At 63.2% G+C, this 18,422-nt stretch carries 15 protein-coding genes and 1 pseudogene; 9 read left to right on the top strand and 7 right to left on the bottom strand.

What is annotated here, in order from left to right:
• Positions 1 to 14: 14 nt before the first annotated feature.
• Complete coding sequence (locus tag F4Z81_10040) at positions 15 to 1,292, bottom strand: MFS transporter (protein ID MXW05392.1); 1,278 nt, start codon at positions 1,290 to 1,292, stop codon at positions 15 to 17.
• Between the two features lie 101 nt (positions 1,293 to 1,393).
• On the opposite strand from F4Z81_10040, the gene F4Z81_10035 reads away from it, so the two are divergent.
• Complete coding sequence (locus tag F4Z81_10035) at positions 1,394 to 1,672, top strand: hypothetical protein (GenBank protein MXW05391.1); 279 nt, start codon at positions 1,394 to 1,396, stop codon at positions 1,670 to 1,672.
• A gap of 18 nt (positions 1,673 to 1,690) precedes the next feature.
• On the opposite strand, the gene rho is transcribed toward F4Z81_10035, so the two are convergent.
• The 3 genes from rho to F4Z81_10020 all read right to left on the bottom strand — a co-directional run bounded on the left by rho (position 1,691) and on the right by F4Z81_10020 (position 5,759).
• Positions 1,691 to 2,941 (bottom strand): transcription termination factor Rho, encoded by a 1,251-nt coding sequence (gene rho, locus F4Z81_10030; GenBank protein MXW05390.1) that lies wholly within the window; start codon positions 2,939 to 2,941, stop codon positions 1,691 to 1,693.
• 548 nt (positions 2,942 to 3,489) lie between these two features.
• On the bottom strand, positions 3,490 to 4,449 hold the full coding sequence (locus tag F4Z81_10025) for an ABC transporter permease (GenBank protein MXW05389.1): 960 nt from the start codon (positions 4,447 to 4,449) through the stop codon (positions 3,490 to 3,492).
• A 329-nt stretch (positions 4,450 to 4,778) separates the two neighbouring features.
• Positions 4,779 to 5,759, bottom strand: a complete 981-nt coding sequence (locus F4Z81_10020) for an ABC transporter permease (protein MXW05388.1) — start codon at positions 5,757 to 5,759, stop codon at positions 4,779 to 4,781.
• A 568-nt stretch (positions 5,760 to 6,327) separates the two neighbouring features.
• Between F4Z81_10020 and F4Z81_10015 the strand changes: the two genes are divergently transcribed.
• From F4Z81_10015 to F4Z81_09985, 7 genes and pseudogenes are all read left to right on the top strand, one after another.
• The gene (locus tag F4Z81_10015) at positions 6,328 to 7,020 is read left to right on the top strand and encodes an ABC transporter permease subunit (GenBank protein MXW05387.1); all 693 of its coding nucleotides are present in this window, start codon (positions 6,328 to 6,330) and stop codon (positions 7,018 to 7,020) included.
• Positions 7,020 to 8,093: an ATP-binding cassette domain-containing protein gene (locus F4Z81_10010; protein ID MXW05386.1), complete on the top strand. Its 1,074-nt coding sequence runs from the start codon at positions 7,020 to 7,022 to the stop codon at positions 8,091 to 8,093. The genes F4Z81_10015 and F4Z81_10010 overlap by 1 nt, the downstream gene beginning before the upstream one ends.
• Positions 8,094 to 8,115: 22 nt before the next feature.
• Positions 8,116 to 9,021, top strand: a complete 906-nt coding sequence (locus tag F4Z81_10005) for a phytanoyl-CoA dioxygenase family protein (GenBank protein ID MXW05385.1) — start codon at positions 8,116 to 8,118, stop codon at positions 9,019 to 9,021.
• 48 nt (positions 9,022 to 9,069) lie between these two features.
• Entirely contained in the window at positions 9,070 to 13,701 is a 4,632-nt protein-coding gene (locus tag F4Z81_10000) for an FtsX-like permease family protein (GenBank protein MXW05384.1), read from the top strand.
• Positions 13,698 to 14,231: a cupin domain-containing protein gene (locus F4Z81_09995; protein ID MXW05383.1), complete on the top strand. Its 534-nt coding sequence runs from the start codon at positions 13,698 to 13,700 to the stop codon at positions 14,229 to 14,231. Before F4Z81_10000 ends, F4Z81_09995 begins: the two co-directional genes overlap by 4 nt.
• A gap of 248 nt (positions 14,232 to 14,479) precedes the next feature.
• Positions 14,480 to 14,785, top strand: a complete 306-nt coding sequence (locus F4Z81_09990) for a nucleotidyltransferase family protein (GenBank protein ID MXW05382.1) — start codon at positions 14,480 to 14,482, stop codon at positions 14,783 to 14,785.
• Positions 14,772 to 15,059: pseudogene (locus tag F4Z81_09985) on the top strand (DUF86 domain-containing protein). The gene F4Z81_09990 and the pseudogene F4Z81_09985 overlap by 14 nt, the downstream one beginning before the upstream one ends.
• Positions 15,060 to 15,130: 71 nt before the next feature.
• On the opposite strand, the gene F4Z81_09980 reads toward F4Z81_09985, so the two are convergent.
• The 3 genes from F4Z81_09980 to F4Z81_09970 all read right to left on the bottom strand — a co-directional run bounded on the left by F4Z81_09980 (position 15,131) and on the right by F4Z81_09970 (position 16,997).
• A complete protein-coding gene (locus F4Z81_09980) occupies positions 15,131 to 15,526 on the bottom strand; it encodes a type II toxin-antitoxin system VapC family toxin (protein ID MXW05381.1) in 396 nt (131 codons plus the stop codon).
• Positions 15,511 to 15,741, bottom strand: a complete 231-nt coding sequence (locus F4Z81_09975; protein ID MXW05380.1) for a prevent-host-death protein — start codon at positions 15,739 to 15,741, stop codon at positions 15,511 to 15,513. The genes F4Z81_09980 and F4Z81_09975 overlap by 16 nt, the downstream gene beginning before the upstream one ends.
• Positions 15,742 to 15,842: 101 nt before the next feature.
• Entirely contained in the window at positions 15,843 to 16,997 is a 1,155-nt protein-coding gene (locus F4Z81_09970; GenBank protein ID MXW05379.1) for an exo-alpha-sialidase, read from the bottom strand.
• 230 nt (positions 16,998 to 17,227) lie between these two features.
• Between F4Z81_09970 and F4Z81_09965 the strand changes: the two genes are divergently transcribed.
• Complete coding sequence (locus tag F4Z81_09965; protein ID MXW05378.1) at positions 17,228 to 18,409, top strand: molybdopterin-dependent oxidoreductase; 1,182 nt, start codon at positions 17,228 to 17,230, stop codon at positions 18,407 to 18,409.
• Positions 18,410 to 18,422 lie beyond the last annotated feature (13 nt).

Below are 18,422 nucleotides of genomic sequence, written 5' to 3'. Positions count from 1 at the left end.
TACCACTTGAGGCGTTAGTCATCCTGGTCGCCGTCCAGGCCGTCTTCCCGGTCGGGATGGATTCCGTCTAAGGGAATGCGTCGGGCGAGCAGGTACCAGGCGACAACGATCAGGATGCCGGCCGCCCCCGCCATGAAGGCCACCAGGCGCGCCGCCAGGGCGTCCAGCAGCAGGCCCGTCCCCAGGGTCGAAATGGAAAAGGCCAGCGTGAACAGGCCGTGGTCCGCGGCAAACACCCTTCCGCGGTAGTCTTCGTCCACCACGAGTTGAAGCCCCAGGGAAGAATAGACCCACATCACCATGCTGCCCGCGGCGGCGAGGATGATGCAGACCGCCGCCAGCCAGATGGACGGGGCCTGCGAGAACAGGATGAAGAAGGCGCCGTAGCCGATCAGCCCGATGAGGATGCCCGTCCTCAGTTTGCCCAGCCGGATCGTGTCGAAGAACTTGATGAGCACGGCGCCCAACAGCGTCCCGATACCCCGGGCCGTGTACAGGATGGCGATGCCCGAGTCGCCTGCGCGGTAGACCTGTCCCCCGAACACGGCGTAGAGGAGCACGGCGCCGCCGCCGGCCAGTCCCCAGGTGGCCTTGCCCGGCAAGTAGACCCGCGTGGGCCGGTCGCGGCCGATGTACTTCATGCCCTCGACGAAATCCGAGAGGAACCGTACCGGCTGTCCCGCGCCGGACGCGGCGGGAATGGCGATCCGGGCCACGAAAACCGCCGATACGAGGAAACTGAAGGCGTTCAGCTGAAAGGCGGCGGACCGGCCCAGGTGATCCGCGACCAGGCCGCCGACGGCGGAGCCGATGGTCAGCATGGCGGCCCAGGTCGTGCTGGACAGGGCATTGGCCGCCAGCAGCGCCTTGCCCCGGGCAATGCTCGGCAGCGCGGCCGTCCGCGTCACGTCGAAGAAGGGCTGCAGGCCGGACAGCAGCGCCATGAAGAGGTACAGCATCCAGACGTCGTCCGCCGTTTCGACCAGCAGGAATCCCAGGGCGACGCCGGCCCGGAGGATATCGGCGGTAATCATCACCCGCTTGCGGTCGTACCGTTCGGCGACGACGCCGGCCAGCGGGGTCATCAGGAAGGGGGGCAGCATCTGGCAGATCGTGACGATGCCCAGGGCGAGACCGGAACCGGTCAGGGCGAGGGTCAGGCCCAGCACGGCGATCGTATTGAACCAGTCCCCCGCATTGGATACGACCTGCGACAGCCAGACGAACCGGTAGGTCCGGTTCTCCCTGAGCAGCCGGGTGTAAGAGAGGGCCGAACCTGTTTTTGTCGTCACGGGCCAGACCTGCGGTTGACAAGGGCGGGTGGTCCGTTTACCCTTCGGTTAATCACATTGATGGTACGATTGCGGTTGGAGATGTTTCAGGAGGCATGCTGATGAGCAAGCTGAAGTCGATCATGCACAACCGGACACACGGCCACCTGGGGGAAACGCGGCGCGACTGCACCGACTGCGTCCACGTCATGCCCGGCATGCACGGGGACGATGTGACCTGCGAGATCTATACCTTCAAGTTCGAGGCCTACAAGGTTCCGAGGCGAAGCTCCCTCTCGCCCTCCTTCGCGAACGACTGCGGATTCTACCAGGCCATGACGCCTGTGCAGAAGGCGGAGTCGGAACGCAAGTTCAGGGAATTCTACAAGCGGCTCAAGTGAGTCGAAGCGCGCGCGCCGCTACTCGTTCATGGACTTGAGGAAATCCACGTTCGTCGGTGTCCGCGAGAGGCGCTCGGTCATCAGTTCCATGGCTTCCACGGGTCCCAGGCCGTCCAGGAACTTCCGCAGGATCTTCACCTTGCCCAGGATATCCGGTTCCAGGAGGAGTTCGGCCTTGCGGGTGGACGACGCGCTCAGGTCGATGGCCGGGAAGATCCACCGGTTCGCCAGCTTGCGGCTGAGCTCCAGTTCCATGTTGCCCGTGCCCTTGAATTCCTCGAAGATGCCCTCGTCCATCCGGCTGCCGGTCTCGATCAGCGCCGTGGCCACGATGGTCAGGCTCCCGCCTTCCTCGATGTTCCGCGCCGCGCCGAAGAAACGCCGCGGCTTCTGCAGCGCGTTGGCGTCGATACCTCCGGACAGGATCTTGCCGCTGTGGGGCGTCACCGCGTTGTGGGCCCGCGCCAGGCGCGTGATGCTGTCGAGCAGGATGACTACGTCCCGGCCGTGCTCCACCAGCCGCTTGGCCTTCTCCAGGACCATGTCCGAGACCGCCACGTGGCGCTCCGGCGGTTCGTCGAAGGTGGAGCTGATCACCTCGCCCTGGACCGACCGTTCCATGTCGGTCACCTCTTCCGGCCGTTCGTCGATGAGCAGGACCATGAGCACCACCTCGGGGTGATTGTCCGTGATGGCGTTGGCGATCTCCTGCAGCAGCATGGTCTTTCCGGCCTTCGGCGGCGAGACGATCAGTCCGCGCTGCCCCTTGCCGATCGGCGTCAGCAGGTCCATGACCCGCGTCGGCAGCTTGTCCTTCAAGTATTCGAGCTGGAAGCGCTCCAGCGGGTAGATGGGCGTCAGGTTGTCGAAAAGCGTCCGTTCCTTGCTCGCCTCGGGATTGTCGAAGTTGACCGTGTCCACCCTGAGCAGCGCGAAGAAGCGCTCCCCGTCCTTGGGCGGCCGGATCTGCCCCGAGATGGTGTCCCCGGTACGCAGGTCGAAGCGCTTGACCTGGGACGGCGCGACGTAGATGTCGTCGGGGCCGTGCAGGTAGCTGTAGTCCGGCGACCGGAGAAACCCGCAGCGGTTGTCCGGCAGCACCTCGAGTACACCCTCCCCGAAGATCACGCCTTCCTTCTCCGTCTGTGCCTGGAGAATGCTGAAGATCAGTTCCTGTTTCCGCAGGCCCGTGTAGCTCTGCAGGTCGAGTTCCTGGGCGATGGAGTACAGGTCCGGCAGGGTCTTTGTCTTGAGTTCCAGGATGTGCATGCTTCCTTCCCTTTGTAAAAAACGTTCGGTTGTAAAAACGTTCGGTGAACTCCCTTGAACCCCCGCTGAACGGGCGTTCCTTAGTTCCTTAAGGCGCCGATTCCCGCGACGCGTCGGGGGGAGAGTATTTGAAGTCAGACTGGGTTGTGAACATGGTGTGCGGCGGAAACGTCGGCTTGCGATCGGTTCGTTTCCGGTAGTCGGGCCTGTGCGTATCGGGCCTGGCGTGCAGCGTCTGGAGACGCGCGGATGTGCTGGTTTTAGGTTATGCCATCAGGGTATGGGCAAACGCAACTTGCCTTGGTGATGGAGTAATCCCGTAGAATGCGGTACCGGCCGTCATGAAACTTGATCTAAGGAAGAAACGGCTTTCCAATGAGGAATCAATCAGGGGAACGTGCAAGGTTCGGGCTGCCGCCGAGTCGGCGACACGGGTAAATATAAGGGTTAAAGTCGCGCTGTCAAGTCCCTTGGTCACTTTTTTTCATGAACCCGGTCGCCGCCGGGCCCGTGAACGCGGTCGCCGCCGGGCCCTTCTGCAGCACGGCCTACTCGTTCATCTTCGGGTCGAGGGCGTCCCGGAGTCCGTCGCCCATCAGCTGGAATCCGAGCATGGTGAGGGCGATCATGATGGCGGGAAAGGTCGCCAGGTGCCAGTAGGACCGGATGTAGTTGGCGTTCTCGCCGACCATCTGCCCCCAGCTCGGCGTGGGCGGGCTGATGCCGATGCCGATGAAGCTCAGACCGGCCTCCGCGAAGATGGCCGACGGGATGCCCAGGGCGAGGGCCACGATCAGCGGCGTCAGGCTGTTCGGCAGGATGTGGGTCACGACGATGCGCAGGTGGCTGCCGCCCATGGCCTTGGCCGCCCGGACGAACTCCTTTTCCTTCAAAGACAGGATCTGCCCCCGCAGGAGACGGCATACCCCTACCCAGCCGGTTACCCCGATGGCGACGAAGATGTTGAAGAGCCCCGCGCCCAGCCACGACATGATCAGGATGATGAAGAGCAGCCCCGGGAAGGCCGACATGATGTCGACGCCCCGCATGATGACGCTGTCCACGCGGCCCCCGGCGTACCCCGCCAGGGAGCCCAGGGGCACGCCGATGGCGAAGATGATGGCCTGCACGAGGACGCCCACTGTCATGGAGATCTCCGCGCCGTAGATGACCCGGCTGAAGAGGTCGCGGCCCAGACCGTCCGTGCCGAAGGGGAACATCCACGACGGTTCCTGCCAGGCGACCAGGAAGTTCTGCTTGGTGTAGTGCAGCGGCGCGATCCAGGGCGCGAGCAGGGCCGTGTTGCTCAGCAGCAGCACCAGGAAAAGACCGACCAGGGAGAGCTTGTTGCGCGAGAATCGCCGCGTGGCGTCCGCCCAGAGCCCGCTGTCGTGTTTCTTAAAATACCGGTAGGCCCGCGGCCAGAGCAGGGTGAACTCCGTGGCCAGCGCGACGCGGAAGATCTGTCCCGCCCAGGAGAAGAAGGGCTCGAGGCCGTCCCAGCTCATGGACTCCGACAGGCTTTCGGGGATGTCCTCCGTGCCGTAGGGGTACTGGTTCATCCAGGGCCCGAGCAGCCACCACGCCGCGAGCAGGGCGACGGCGCCCGCGGCCGCGAAGTAGGATTTGCGCTGGACCACCGTGTGGCAGAAGGACGCCCATCTTCCGGTCTCGTCCCGGTGTCCCAGGCGGTACATGCGGGGCAGGTAGAGCACCAGCTGGATCGCCAGGGCGATCCGCCCCACCTCGAGGATCATGGTGTCCCAGCTCCAACCCAGGATCGCGCCGAGGACCCATACGATGCCGACTTCGCCCGTTGTGCCGATCGGATCCATGCTCAATCCTTCCTATACCGGATGCGGGGGTCCACCAGCGCGTACATGAGGTCCGTGATGACGTAGATCACGACGATGAGCGACGACCAGAGCAGGGCCGTGGACATGATCATGGGGTAGTCCCGGGCGAACACGCTCGTGGTGAAGTACCGCCCAAGGCCCGGGATCCGGAAGATCGTCTCGATGAAGAAGGATCCCGTGATCAGGTTGGCCATCATCGGTCCCGCGATGGTCAGCAGGGGGATCAGGGCGTTCTTGAACACGTGCACCACCACGACCGAGAACTCGGTGAGGCCCTTGGCCCGGGCGGTGCGCACGTAGTCGGCCCGGATGGCCTCGATCATGTTCGACCGGGTATACCTCGCCACCACGGCCATGTCTCCGAGCGACAGGGCGATCACCGGCATGACCCAGTCCTTGGGCGAATTCCAGCCCCCCGTTTCGAAGAGGTGCAGCCACAGGGAAAAGACGACGGTCAACCCGACGGCCACGACGAAACTGGGCGTGACGATGCTGAATACCGCCGTGAGCGAGGCGACGTAATCGATCCAGGTGTTCTGGTATACCGCCGCGAGAATGCCGAGCAGCAACCCGCCAGTGAGGGCCACGATCAGGGCCATGCTTCCCAGGTGGACGGAGACGGGCCAGGCCTGGGCGATGAGCTCCTGGCAGGTCTTGCTCTGGTGCTGGAAGGAATAGCCGAAGTCGCCCCGCACGACGTTGCTCACCCAGGAGATGTACTGGATGTGCAGCGGCTGGTCGAGGTTGTACTTCCGCATCAGGTTGGCGCGGACCTCGGGCGTCAGCGGAATGCCGCCGGTTTCGCCGCCCGCGTCGAAGGGACCGCCGGGTACGGCGTGCATGATGGAGAAGGTGATGACCGAGACGGCGAAGAGTACGGGGAAGATCCAGAGTATGCGGCGGACCAGGTACCTGAAGCCCAGGTTCAGTCCGAGGAGGAAAATGCTGGTGACCGCGAGCATGATCAGCGTGCGGATCAGCATGACGTTCTGGGAGTCGGTGCCCCACAGCGCCAGGCTTACGGCCGCCAGGGCGATGGCCCGCGCGGCCAGGTTCGGCACGCGAAACCGCCGCAAGAGGGTGGAAGCGGCGACGAACAGGAGGAGCCAGAGCGTCGCGAGGGCGGTATTGAATACGCCGAGCTGCGGCGCCGCGACGGCCAGGGCGACGATGGTAATCAGCGTCTGGACGCCCTTGACGAACGTCGCGTCCAGTTTACGCCGGTTACCCCAGTATCCCGCGGCCAGGACGAGCAGCAGCCACAGGACGCCAATGATCCCTATAACGGGCATCCGATCGTCTGATCCTTTGCTTGTGCAGGAGAATCACTTGCGAAACCGCGATTCGAGGGATGAGGAAACTGCCTGGTGGGGCGAGCCCGTCCGACTGGCCGCGGCGCCAACGGAGTCCGGCTCCGCTGGATGCCAGACAACCTAAGGTCCAACGGTGGTTCTGTCAACGTATTTCGGTCGCTGTCACGGGGCAAAAACCTGTTGATTCGCCGGGCCGTTTTGTTGTTTCATAGGGGTTATGGAATACCTGTACAGTGGATTTCAGGAAGCGGTCCGCCTGCTGGTCACCGGCGAATCCGGCGTGTATACCATCGTCGGCGTTTCCGTGTTCGTCGCGGTGTCCGCGATCCTGCTGGCTTCCGTGATGGGACTGCCCGCGGGCTACCTGCTCGCCACCCGCCGGTTCAGGGGCCAGCGGCTGGTGACCACGGTGCTCAATACGATGCTGGCCATGCCGACCGTCGTGATCGGCCTCTTCGTCTACTCCCTGATCTCCCGGCGCGGCCCGCTCGGTTTCATGGAACTGCTGTATACACCGAGTGCCATGATCATCGGCGAGACGCTCCTCGCTCTGCCCATCGTGGCCGCCTTTACCCTCTCGGCGTTCCGAGCCGTGGATTCCCGGATCACGGAGACGGCCCTTACGCTGGGCGCGACGACAGCCCAGACGGCGCGCACCCTCATTTCGGAGGCCCGGTTCGGCATCATGGCGGCGGTGGTAGCCGCATTCGGGCGGGTCATCGCCGAGGTGGGCGCGGCCATGATGCTGGGCGGCAACATCAAGGGAAGCACGCGGACCATGACGACGGCCATCGCCCTGGAGAGCAACAAGGGGGAGTTCGGCCTCGCCATCGCCCTCGGGATCATCCTGCTGCTCACGGCATTCGGCGCGAACATTCTCTTTCACTGGCTGCAGGGGTTCGACGACTGATGGCCGATCCGATCACGGCCGATCCGGTCGCGGCCGGTCCGATGACGACCGGTCCGATTATCGTGGGCGAGCACCTGGCGCACCGGTACGGTTCCGGGTTTCATCTGCATGTCGAAAACCTCGCCCTGTACGCCGGAAAGACCTATGCCGTCTACGGGGCGAACGGATCGGGCAAGACCACGCTACTGAACATACTCGCCTTGCTGACCCTGCCGCAGGAGGGCCGGATCCTCTTCGAAGGCCGGCCCGTGAACGGGGCCGATCCGGGCCGCAGCCGTCAGTACCGCCGCCGCGTCACGCTGCTCATGCAGCACGTGTACCTGTTCCGGTCCTCCGTATTCGAGAACGTGGCGTCCGGCCTGCGGTTCCGCGGCATGGCGAAGGAGGCCATCGAAGCACGCGTGACCGGCATGCTGGACAAGGTGGGTCTTCGGCAATTCGCCCACCGGCCCGCACACAGCCTGTCGGGCGGAGAAGCGCAGCGGGCGGGACTCGCCCGGGCCCTGGTTACGGATCCCGACGTCCTGTTGCTCGACGAGCCCACGGCCAGCGTGGACGCGGCGCACGGGAAGCAGATCGAGGCGATTCTCGCGGAGACGTGCCGCCAGCGGCGCATGACGGTCGTGCTCTCGACGCACCAGTACGACCAGGCCTATCGCATCGCCGACGAAGTGCTGATCATGCGCGACGGGCGGATGCTCGAGCGGGGACCGGAGAACGTCTTCAAGGGCCGCATCGAGGATTCTGCCGACGGCCCGGTCGTAAGACTGGACGGCGGTGTAACCCTGCGTTCGGACACGACCGCGCGCGGACCGGCCCACATCGTTATCTCTTCGCAGGAAATCCGGCTGGCGAGGCCGCCGGCGAAGCCGACGCGCACGCCGGTCGCCGCGAATACGCTTAAGGGCGTCGTGACCGCGGCGGCGGTGGACGGAGACCGCATACGCCTGGACGTGGACGCCGGACTTCGCCTGACCGTCCACGTGGCGCGGGCGTCTTTTTCGGACATGGGCATCACCGTCGGGGATACGGTGTATGCCGCCATCGACGCCTTGGCCGTCCGGGCTTCATGAACGACCAACCACGGAGGAACCAATGACCACCCGGGAACCCTCAAGCCTGGTCATGGGCAAGGACGAATTGCTGATGGACGGGAAGTACCTGTCCACGCTCCGGGAAGCGAACGAACTGCTGGACGACGCGGAAGCCTTGCGGGAACGCATGGCCGAAGACGGCTACCTGCTCATACGCGGTCTCCACGATCCCGACAAGGTCCGGGAAGCCCGCAGGGTCGTGCTGGAGAATCTCCAGGCAAACGACCAGATCGATCCGGACTATCCCCTCGACCTGGGGGTGGCCGCGCCGGGCAAGCGGGGCGCCTTCTTCGGCGGCGCCAAGCGGGTGACGCACACGGAAGAATTTCTCGCCGTGGTCAATTCCCCCGAAATCATGGGGTTCTTCGAGCGGTTCCTTGGCGGCCCCGTCCTCACCTTCGACTACAAGTGGCTCCGGGCCGTAGGGCCGGGCGACAACACCGGGGCGCATTACGACATGGTCTACATGGGCCGGGGCACGCCGAACCTGTATACCGTGTGGACGCCCCTGGACGACGTGTCCTTCGACATGGGCCCCCTGGTCATCCTGGCCGGATCCCACCAGTTCGAGGCGGTCAAGGAGACCTACGGCCAGATGGACGTGGACCGTGACCACGTGACGGGCCACTTCACCAACGAGCCCATCGTGATGGTCGACCAGTACGGGGGCCAGTGGCAGACGAGCGAATTCAGCATGGGCGATGTGATCGTCCTCGGCATGTACACCATGCACGGCTCCATCAACAACACGTCGAACCGGTTCCGCATCAGCACCGATACCCGGTACCAGCTGGCCAGCGAACCCGTCGACCACCGGTGGGTCGGCGAAAACCCCGTCGCCCATTACGCGTGGACCGAGGGAAAGACCGTTTCCATGGAGGAGATGCGGCGGAAGTGGAAGGTCTAGCGCGGATCGAGCGGATGTTCCGTCCCACCCAATCAGCGGAAAGACGCCTTGCACCTTAAACGAACCCTTATCGGCCATCTTGTCGGCCTGGTCCTGCCGCTCGCACTGCTCGCGGTCTCCGCCTGCCAGACGACAGGTGTCCGCGACCGGGTGGAGGTCCTGGCCGAACCCATCGGCGACGGCCAGGTGGCCGCCGTGGTCGACTCGGCGCGGATCCGGCAGACCATTACCGACCTGGTGTCCTTCGGCTCGAGGGTAGCCGGTTACCCGGGCGCCACCGAAGCGGCGTACTACCTGGCCGATCGCATGCGGGAAATCGGTCTCGAGGACGTCGAGATGGAGGAATTCGTCTCGTCCATCCCCCTGGACGAAGGCGGCGAACTGACCCTCCTGGATGTCACGACCCTGGAGGCCCGGACGATCCCCCTTTATGCCCTGTGGCCCAACCTGGTGCGCACCTCCACGACGCCGCCGGGGGGCATCACGGGGAAGCTTCACTACGTCGGCAACGGCGAGTGGGCGGACTTCAACGGCATCGATCCCGCCGGCGCCGTCATCCTGATGGACTTCAATTCCGGCGTAAACTGGCAGCGGGCCGCCCAGCTCGGCGCCCGTGCCGTGATCTTCGCGGAACCCGACCACACCACGCGGGTCGACGGAGAGGAGAAGCACCTCCAGGTCCCCCTCGACTTCCCCCGTTTCTGGATGAAAAAGGCAGCGGCCCGGCCCCTGGTCGAATACCTCGAATCCAACGGCTCGATCAACGTCCGGGCAAAAGGACGCATGACCTGGAAACGGCGACCGGCCTACAATGTCTTCGGTAAGATCCCGGGGACGCATCCGGTGCTGAAGGATGAGGTCATCGTCCTCAACGCCTACTACGACTCCATCTCCGCCGTGCCGGCCGTATCCCCCGGCGCGAACCAGGCGTCGGGCGTGGCCGCGCTCCTTGAAATGGCCCGTTACTTCGCGGCCCATCCTCCCGCGCGCACCGTGTTGATACTCGCGACGTCGGGTCACTTCATGTCGCTCAGCGGGATCAACGACTTCGCCTACCGCCACGCACGCATCTCCAGTCACTTCGCGGACGAACTCGAGGACCCCATCAACATCAAGCTCTTCGCCGGTATCGACCTGTCCAGCGCGCGCGACCAGGTCGGCGTCATCTACTCCGGCGTCTTCTTCGGGGGGGATTCCTTCGAAAAACAGCGGTTCTTCACGCCATTCGGCCGTACCTTCATGGGCTACGCCGAAGAAGTGATCCGGCGGGGCGCCATTCCGGCCGACGCCCTGGTGAACGTGATTTCGCCTTCGCAGGGGCACCGGACCGCCGGTTTCTTTCCCGCGGGCCAGATCGGCCTCGAGGCCGAACTCATGTTCTGGATGGGAATCCCGGCCCTGTCCTTCGCCACGGTGTTCGACGTCCGCGAGTTCGTGGACACGCCCATCGACGACCTCGACCGGGTCAACTTCCGCAACGTGTACACGCAGACGCTGCTGCTGACCGAGCTCTTCGGTCGCGGCGTCAACGATCCCCGCCTGTTCCCGGACTTCAAGATGCAGCTTGAGGACCGCTTCGTGAACGGCCGGATCCGGGTCGTGGAGTTCGATCCCCGGGAGGACTACATCCCGAGCAAGCCCAAACCGGGCGCCGTGGTCCGTTTCCGCCGCTACAACAAGACCATCAGCGGCGTCAAGAACGAGATTTTCGTGGTGGCGGACAGCACCGGGGTAGCCGAAAGTACCGAACTGGAGGCGGGGCGCACCTACCCCACGGAAGGTTACGTGATGAACCCGGAAACGGGGGAAATCATCTACGCGCCGGACCGCGGTCCCTACGGGGAAGGCGCCTATCCCCTCGAGATCAAGATGGACTGGGTGGACAAGGAGAAACCCACGGTGGTCTTCCGGTCCGAGGCGACCAACATCTACGACCTGGTGGACCCGCGTTTCCTGACCCGGCTGAACGAGGCCGTGGTACTCGACGAATCGGGCAATCCGCCCCTTGAATGGGGCATGACCTTCCAGGAAGGCGCGTGGACCACGGGTTTTTCGTATGAGGAGGACACGGCCGTCCTCTTCATGCCGCCGGAAAGCCGGTTCAAGGTCACCATGTCCACCGGCCTGTTCGGCCGCCGCCTCATCCTGACCAACGCGGACGAGAACAACCCCGAGGGAATCGGGTTCGAGGCGGGTATCGACGCCATCCCCCTGACCTCCTACCAGGTGGCGAAAGACATGTGGCACCTGGACGAGGCGCGGATCGGCGCGCTCAAGTCCGTCGGCGTGAGCAACACCCGGCTGGACGACTTCCACCGGGAGGCGGGCCGCCTGCTGGACCTGGCCGAGACCGCCCGGCAAAACCTGCAGTGGGACCGGTTCATCAAGCACGCCCGGGCCGCGTGGGGATACGAGTCCCGCGCCTATCCGGACGCGACCGGGACGGCCAACGATGTCGTGAAGGGCGTCCTGTTCTACATGGTGCTCGTCATCCCGTTCGCGTACGCCCTGGAGCGGTTGGTCTTCGGATTCGCCAACGTGTACAAGCGGATCGCCACTACCGTCGCCATCTTCCTGGCCGCATACGGGTTGCTGAGGTTCACCCACCCGGCCTTCCAGATCACCACGGCGCCCGACATCGTGCTCCTCGCCTTCATGACCTTCGTCCTCGCCGCCGTCGTCATCTGGATCATATCCCAGCGGTTCAGCCAGACCATGCGGGAGGTCCGGCAGGACAACCGTACCGTGCAGTCCGCCGACGTGCGGCGGTCGAGCGCCCTGGCCACGGCCTTCTCCCTGGGCATCGGCAACATGCGAAAGCGCAAGGCCCGGACCCTGCTGACGTGCGTCACCCTGGTGCTCCTGGTGTTCACCGTGCTCTCCTTCACCTCCGTGCAGACCTTCCTCCGGCTGCAGACGCTGAGCCGGGACACGGACGCCACCTATACGGGCTTCCTCGTCCGCAACCCCAACTGGGGACCGCTCCAGAAACAGACCTTCCAGTACGTGGAATCCGAGTTCGGTTCGTCGGAGGCCGAAGACCGGGGCATCACCATCGTATCCCGGTCGTGGTACTCCGGCACGTTCCCCGGCGAGACGACCTTCATCAGGATGGACCGGGAGGGACCGGACGGCACGAACCATTCCACCTATGCCTCGGCCATCCTCGGCCTGCTGCCGGAAGAAGGGGAGGTGAGCGGACTGGACCGCACGCTGAGATCGGGCCGGTGGTTCGAGCCCGGGGAGCGCGAAGTATGCATCGTCCCGGCCGAAATGGCGGAGCTGCTCGGCTTGACCGGGGATGAAATCGTGGGATCCGAAGTCCTCGTGTTCGGACAGCCCTTCGAGGTGATCGGCGTATTCGACGCGGCCGACCTCGAAAAGATCACCGATCTGGACGGCGAGCCGCTCACACCCGTGGACTACACGGCGACGGGCCAGGATCTGCTGACCGAACTCGCCCTGATGGACTACGACGAAGAGCCCGTGGATATGGCCGCGTTCGAGCACCTGCCGGCCGCGAACATCCTGCTGACCCCGCAGGCCTATGTGAACGATCTCGGCGGGACCCTCCGCTCCGTCGCGGTCCGGTTTCCCACGGACGAAGCGGCCGCCAACCGGATCGAACGCTTCATGCAGCGTCTCGGGATCCCGGTGGTGGCGTCCGTGGACGGAGAGGTCGCGGTATACAGCGCCATGGCGCTGAGTTCACTGTCGGGGCTCGGCAATCTGTTCATTCCCATGGTCGTGGCCGCCCTCATCATCCTGAACACCATGATGAACGCCGTCTACGAACGCTTCAGCGAGATCGGGGTGTACAGCGCCGTGGGCCTGGCGCCGGCCCACATCGGCGCGCTATTCATGGCGGAGGCGGCCATGTACGCCGTCATCGGCGGCATGTCAGGCTACCTGATCGGACAGACCCTGGTCCGGGGGATCACGGAGTACCAGTTGCTCGCGGGGCTGAACCTGAACTACTCGTCCCTTTCCGCCGTGGCCTCCACGTTCATGGTCATGGCGGTGGTCATGCTGTCGACGATCTATCCTGCGCGAAAAGCCTCCCAGATGGCCGTGCCGGACGTCAACCGGCAGTGGTCCTTCCCCGAGCCCGAGGGCGACGACTGGCGTTTCGAGTTCCCCTTCACCATCAGCCGCACGGAGACGCTGGGACTCTGCGCCTACCTGACACGGTTCTTCGAATCCCACGGCGAAAGCACGCTGGGAAACTTCATGACGGACGAGGTGGCGCTTACCGGGACGAATGGATCTGCTCCGGCGGCCGGGCGATCGGGCGGCCGGGTGGCCACGGCCGTTCCGGGTGAGGAGCGGGCATCCGATGCCGGTCCGGAAGCATCCACCTACGAAATCAGCATGAAGACCTGGCTGGCGCCCTACGACACGGGGGTCAGCCAACGCGTGTCCCTCCACGCGGCCCCCGCCGAAGAAGAACACGACCTGTACGCGGTGTGGGTGCACATCTACCGTCTGAGCGGCGACGTGGATTCATGGCAGCGCCTCAACCGGCGCTTCCTGAACGTGCTGCGCAAGCAGTTCCTGGTATGGCGCACCGTGGACCAGGAGGTCAAGACGGTCTACGCGGACGAAGGGCGGGAGATGATTTCGGGAAGTGCGGGAGTAGAGGTCGCGGGAGCCGCTAGAGACGCGGGGCAGGTCTCATGAAAGGCGACGGCAACGTAGGTCCCGGAGGTCTTGGAGGCAACGGCGGCCCCGGGGGTAACGGCGGCAACGGAGGCAACGGCGGCCCCTGGCTCAATACGCTCATGGGCCAGAACGTACGGGTCATGACCCCGGGTTCCGCCACAAAGGGTCGGGTGACGGTCATCGAGGCCGTCGAACCGCCCCACAGCCCGCCGCCCATATTCACCCGGCACGCTTTCATCGAGATGTTCCTGGTCGTCAAAGGCGCGCTGACTTTCAAGTTTCTCCACGAAAACGCATTTGTGCTTGAGGCCGGCCAGATGGTTACGGTGCCGGGATGGAAACCCCATTCCTTCTGGAACGAAGGGGACGATCCGGCGCACATTGTGCTGATCTGCACCCCCGCGGGACTGGACCGCTTCTTCGAGGCGTCCGACCGGTTGCTGCGGCGCATGCCCCCGGAAACGGCCGATCCTGAAGAGTTGGAAAAGGAGATGGCCCGCCTACGGGATGAGTTCGGGCTGGAACACGTGGCGCCAGCGCCGGGGTGATGCTAGTATGGTGTTTCCTTAGTTTCCTGTCATCAGTCAACTTGTCAGTAAACCGCTATCTGCTTATCTTACTAACCTATCTGGCATGTACAAAACCAGGAACTGAGGTGATTGGTTGTGTCGTTACATCCAACACTTCGGTCTAATGGATTTAATTGGGTTGATCTCCACGATTTTAGTGCGTGAAGATTCGATGCACATTGGCACTTAAACCTGTCTGCTTTGATTTCGACTTAAAAGGTATTACTGTGAACGCACAGATATCTATCCCTGAGATAGTACTCGCAGATTTCTGCCAAGCGCACAAAATACGTCGGTTCGCGATTTTCGGCTCTGCGCTGCGGACCGATTTCGATTCCGAAAGCGACATCGACGTATTGGTCGAGTTTACCCCCGGATACTCTCCCGGTCTCCTGGGTATGGCAGGAATGGAGATTGAGCTATCTAAGCTACTTGGCGGGCGAAAGGTGGATCTGAGAACACCGGAGGACTTGAGTCGGTACTTCCGTCAGGAGGTCCTTGATACGGCGGAGGATCAGTATGTGCAAGGATGACGAGATCCGATTCAGGCACATGTTGGATGCCGCACGGGAAGCGGTTTCGTTCGTTCAAGGATGCGAGCGTAGTGACTTGGACACCGATCGCAAACTCGTCCTTGCATTGGTTAAGGATATCGAGATTGTGGGTGAGGCCGCGAACCAGATAACGGAACCGACTCGTCGTTATAATGACCAAATACCGTGGCAGCGAATCATTGGAATGTGAAATCGACTAGTCCATGCTTATTACGACATAAACCTTGATATTCTATGGCGAACTGTACAGTAGGACTTACCTGGACTGATTTCTCTAATTTCATTATTAGTCCTACCTGAAACAGATCCACCTCTGAAGTAACCCTACCAGACCGCCTTCTCGTAGAAACTGCGGAGCACGTTGTCCGAAGTCACCAGCGGACAGTTGTGTAGAGAAGCCGTTGCTACGATGGTCCGGTCGACAGGGTCCTGGTGATTCCAATCCAGTTGCAGGTTCCTGATCCAGGTACTGAGATCCACAGGCAGTATTTCCACCCGATTGGTTTGCTCCAGGTTCTCCAGGTATTCCGCGCCGGAAAGCGGCAGTACAAGCCTGCCCCGTTCTACTTTGATGCCGATCTCCCAGATCGATATCGAACTGACGCCTACGCGGTCGGCCAGTGCGATGGTCCGTTCGGCGGTCCTGGACAGGCGGCCGGGATCCAGCGTCCAGAATACCAGTGAGGACGTATCCAGTACGACCATTACACTCCATCCCATTCGTCGGTGGTGGGCGTGTTGATGTCCTCGTGGTAGACGACTTTCCCACGTAGTTTCTCGAATATCTTGTCAACCGGTTGTTTTGTTCCAATCGGTCGGATGCGCAGCACGGGACGCCGGTTGTGCGTCACGATCAGCTCTTCGCCCGATTCCTCGATCTCCCTGAAAACCTGGAGCATGTTGGCCTTGAGCCTGCTCTTTGAGATGGTCGGCATGTAGTCCCCGGTTGGTATCAAATGACCATGGTCATGTCTATAGTCATATAATAGCGTCCATTTCAGTATTTGTCAACCAAGATTCAAGGAAAATGCCCGGACTACACGTCCTCGGGCCGCAGATCCAGGGCCAGATCGCGGAAGTCCTTTACCCGGTGGAGGGTGACCAAGTTGGTGTCGTGCTGGTTCTTGCCGCCGCGGGCGGTGCGGACGACGACCAGGAGGTCGTCTCCGGAGATGACCTGCGAGGCGTAGCTGTAGGATTCCATCATACTCCTGCTCATGGCCACGCAGCCGGCCTGGAACCAGTTCAGGGCGTCCACGCTGTACATGAGCATCAGGATGCGCCGTTCGTTCCCCGGCGGACCGCTGAATCCGATGCGACGGAGGGGTTCCCGGTCCTGCCACGGGTTGGTGGACAGGGTCACCGTGGTCCAGTACAGGCTGTTTTTCTCGTCGTGGACGATCTGGAACTTGCACTGGGCGCCCGGCATGGGGTGGAACTGGACGAACCGGTAGTCCAGGGTCTCACCGTCGTCCTCGACCCGGCCGATGGAGGCCAGGCTCGACGTCGTGTGGCCGTCGACGATCGTGCGCATGATCATCCGGATCTCGCCGTCCACCAGCACGATGTTGCCTTCCAGGAAGCTGTCGGCCGGCACCTTGTCCGTCGCGCTCTCCGGGTACCGGCGTTGTGAGAGTACGTCCGGGACGCCCGGGAACCGCACATGATTAGACATGCGCCAGGCGTCCGGGTCCAGCAAGTCACGCGTAAGGTCGCCGGCCACCACCAGGGACTTCCAGTCGAAGCGGCTGGGCGCGTCGCAGGTCTCGAACGCGCGGTAGGCGTGGCCGTTGTGGATCAGCACCGGCGTAGGCGCGCAGTGGTGCCTGCCCAAGAAGAGCGTGACGGGGCCTTCCCAGGTGAAGCCGCCGTCGCGGGATCGTCCGATGACGATGTCCCGGCTTCTACGCCGGTTGCCGATGAGGTAGGCGTCGTCCTCGTGAGACCAGATGGTCGCCCAGATGAAATCCTGGCGGGCCGCCAGGCTCCACGTGGCGCCGTCGTCGTCGCTGACCAGCACCTCGGTCTGGTCCGGTACGGCTTCCTTGAGCGGCGACGGACGAAACCACTCGTAACTTGCCAGCAGGCGTCCCGAGCGCGTGCGGGTAATCGATGGCGAACCGGCGTACACATTCTCCGGATCGGGCGATGAGGCCAGGACGAGGTAATCTTCGGCGAGCAAGCGGTTCATTTATCAAGTGCTCCGGGATGGTGAGATGGACCAACGGTGTTAGAGATGGACAATCGATTTTACCGGGTTAGGAAGGACCTGTCAACATTGCCCTTGATTTGAACATAGCCCTTGATCTGTTCTGCCGACCCGATGTATCATAGAACCGATCACCGAAATCCCCATTTACATTCGAACTGAAGAGACCGAATCGAAACAACTGAACCGGGTAAAGCCGGGAGGATACGTACATGGCCGGTAAAACCAACCTGTCCCGCAGAGACGTGCTGATCAAGGGAGGGATCGCGACGGCCGGCACGACGCTGCTGCCATCGTACGTGCTGGCCCAGTTGGACCGGCTGGCGCGGGACGAAACGCCCGTGAACTGGATCGACGAATTCGGGCCGCCCCGAAGCCCCGATTTCGTGCTGCTGGACTGGAACGGCCTGGAATCGTGGATTACGCCCGTGGACCAGTTCTTCTCGGCCAGCCACTATCCCGAACCGACTGTCGACGGCGATACCTACAGCCTCGAAATAACGGGTGCGGTGAGGCAGAGGCTCAACCTGAGCCTGGACGAGATCAAATCCATGCCGCGCAGAGAACTGGACTTCACCCTCGAATGCTCCGGCAACCGGGGCGTTCCCGTCTTCCGCGGAGGCGTGTTCAACGCCCGGTGGACCGGCACGCCGCTGGCACCGATTCTGGAGCGGGCGGGCATGTGGGACAACGGCATGGAGGTGGTTTTCTTCGGTCACGACGAGGGGGAGGAGGTCATCACCCCCCGCCGCAGCGAGCCGCTGACTATGAAGCAGAACTTCGCCCGTTCGCTCACCATGGCGCAGGCTATGGACCCGGACATCCTGCTGTGCTACGAGGTGAACGGCCAGACGCTGCCGCCGAAGCACGGATATCCGCTGCGCCTCATCGTACCCGGCTGGTACGGGATTACCCAGGTGAAGTGGCTGAAGCGCATCGAAGTACGCACGACCCGGTACATGGGGCGGTTCATCTCGCGGGATTACGTCACGATCCGCGAGGAGACCCACAACGGAGAGACCGTGTGGCGCCAGGAGTCGGTGGGCAAAGGCCGCATCAACTCCGTTACGGCGCGGGTCACCCGGGTCGGACCCCTGCACCGGATCTACGGCGCGGTCTGGGGCGAGCCGCTCAGGGAGGTGCAGGTGCGCATCGACGACGGTCCCTGGCAGACGGCGGAGATCATCGAGGGCGCGGACGCCGAGTACGCCTGGAAGTTCTGGCGCCTGGACTGGGACCGCCCGTCCCCCGGCGAGCATACGATCACATCGCGGGGCATAACGGCGGCCGGGACGATGCAGCCGGCGCCGGACGACCCCTACCTGGCAGGCAAGAAGACCTACTGGGAGAGCAACGGCCAGGTAACCCGCACGATACGTACCTTCGAAAGCTAGGGCTTCGAAAGCC

The organism is Gemmatimonadota bacterium, assembly GCA_009835325.1.
Classification (GTDB): domain Bacteria; phylum JAAXHH01; class JAAXHH01; order JAAXHH01; family JAAXHH01; genus JAAXHH01.
Note: the sequence above shows the minus strand (reverse complement) of the source record. Positions and strands in the feature narration are given on the sequence as shown.

What these genes read in the sequence shown, in the direction of transcription:
- F4Z81_09995 (MXW05383.1), top strand. Translation starts at nt 13,698, where the DNA reads ATGAAAGGCGACGGCAACGTAGGTCCCGGAGGTCTTGGAGGCAACGGC.
- rho (MXW05390.1), bottom strand. Translation starts at nt 2,941, where the DNA reads ATGCACATCCTGGAACTCAAGACAAAGACCCTGCCGGACCTGTACTCC.
- F4Z81_09965 (MXW05378.1), top strand. Translation starts at nt 17,228, where the DNA reads ATGGCCGGTAAAACCAACCTGTCCCGCAGAGACGTGCTGATCAAGGGA.
- F4Z81_09970 (MXW05379.1), bottom strand. Translation starts at nt 16,997, where the DNA reads ATGAACCGCTTGCTCGCCGAAGATTACCTCGTCCTGGCCTCATCGCCC.
- F4Z81_10015 (MXW05387.1), top strand. Translation starts at nt 6,328, where the DNA reads ATGGAATACCTGTACAGTGGATTTCAGGAAGCGGTCCGCCTGCTGGTC.
- F4Z81_10035 (MXW05391.1), top strand. Translation starts at nt 1,394, where the DNA reads ATGAGCAAGCTGAAGTCGATCATGCACAACCGGACACACGGCCACCTG.
- F4Z81_09980 (MXW05381.1), bottom strand. Translation starts at nt 15,526, where the DNA reads ATGGGATGGAGTGTAATGGTCGTACTGGATACGTCCTCACTGGTATTC.
- F4Z81_09975 (MXW05380.1), bottom strand. Translation starts at nt 15,741, where the DNA reads ATGCCGACCATCTCAAAGAGCAGGCTCAAGGCCAACATGCTCCAGGTT.
- F4Z81_10025 (MXW05389.1), bottom strand. Translation starts at nt 4,449, where the DNA reads ATGAGCTGGGACGGCCTCGAGCCCTTCTTCTCCTGGGCGGGACAGATC.
- F4Z81_10020 (MXW05388.1), bottom strand. Translation starts at nt 5,759, where the DNA reads ATGCTCGCGGTCACCAGCATTTTCCTCCTCGGACTGAACCTGGGCTTC.
- F4Z81_10005 (MXW05385.1), top strand. Translation starts at nt 8,116, where the DNA reads ATGACCACCCGGGAACCCTCAAGCCTGGTCATGGGCAAGGACGAATTG.
- F4Z81_10010 (MXW05386.1), top strand. Translation starts at nt 7,020, where the DNA reads ATGGCCGATCCGATCACGGCCGATCCGGTCGCGGCCGGTCCGATGACG.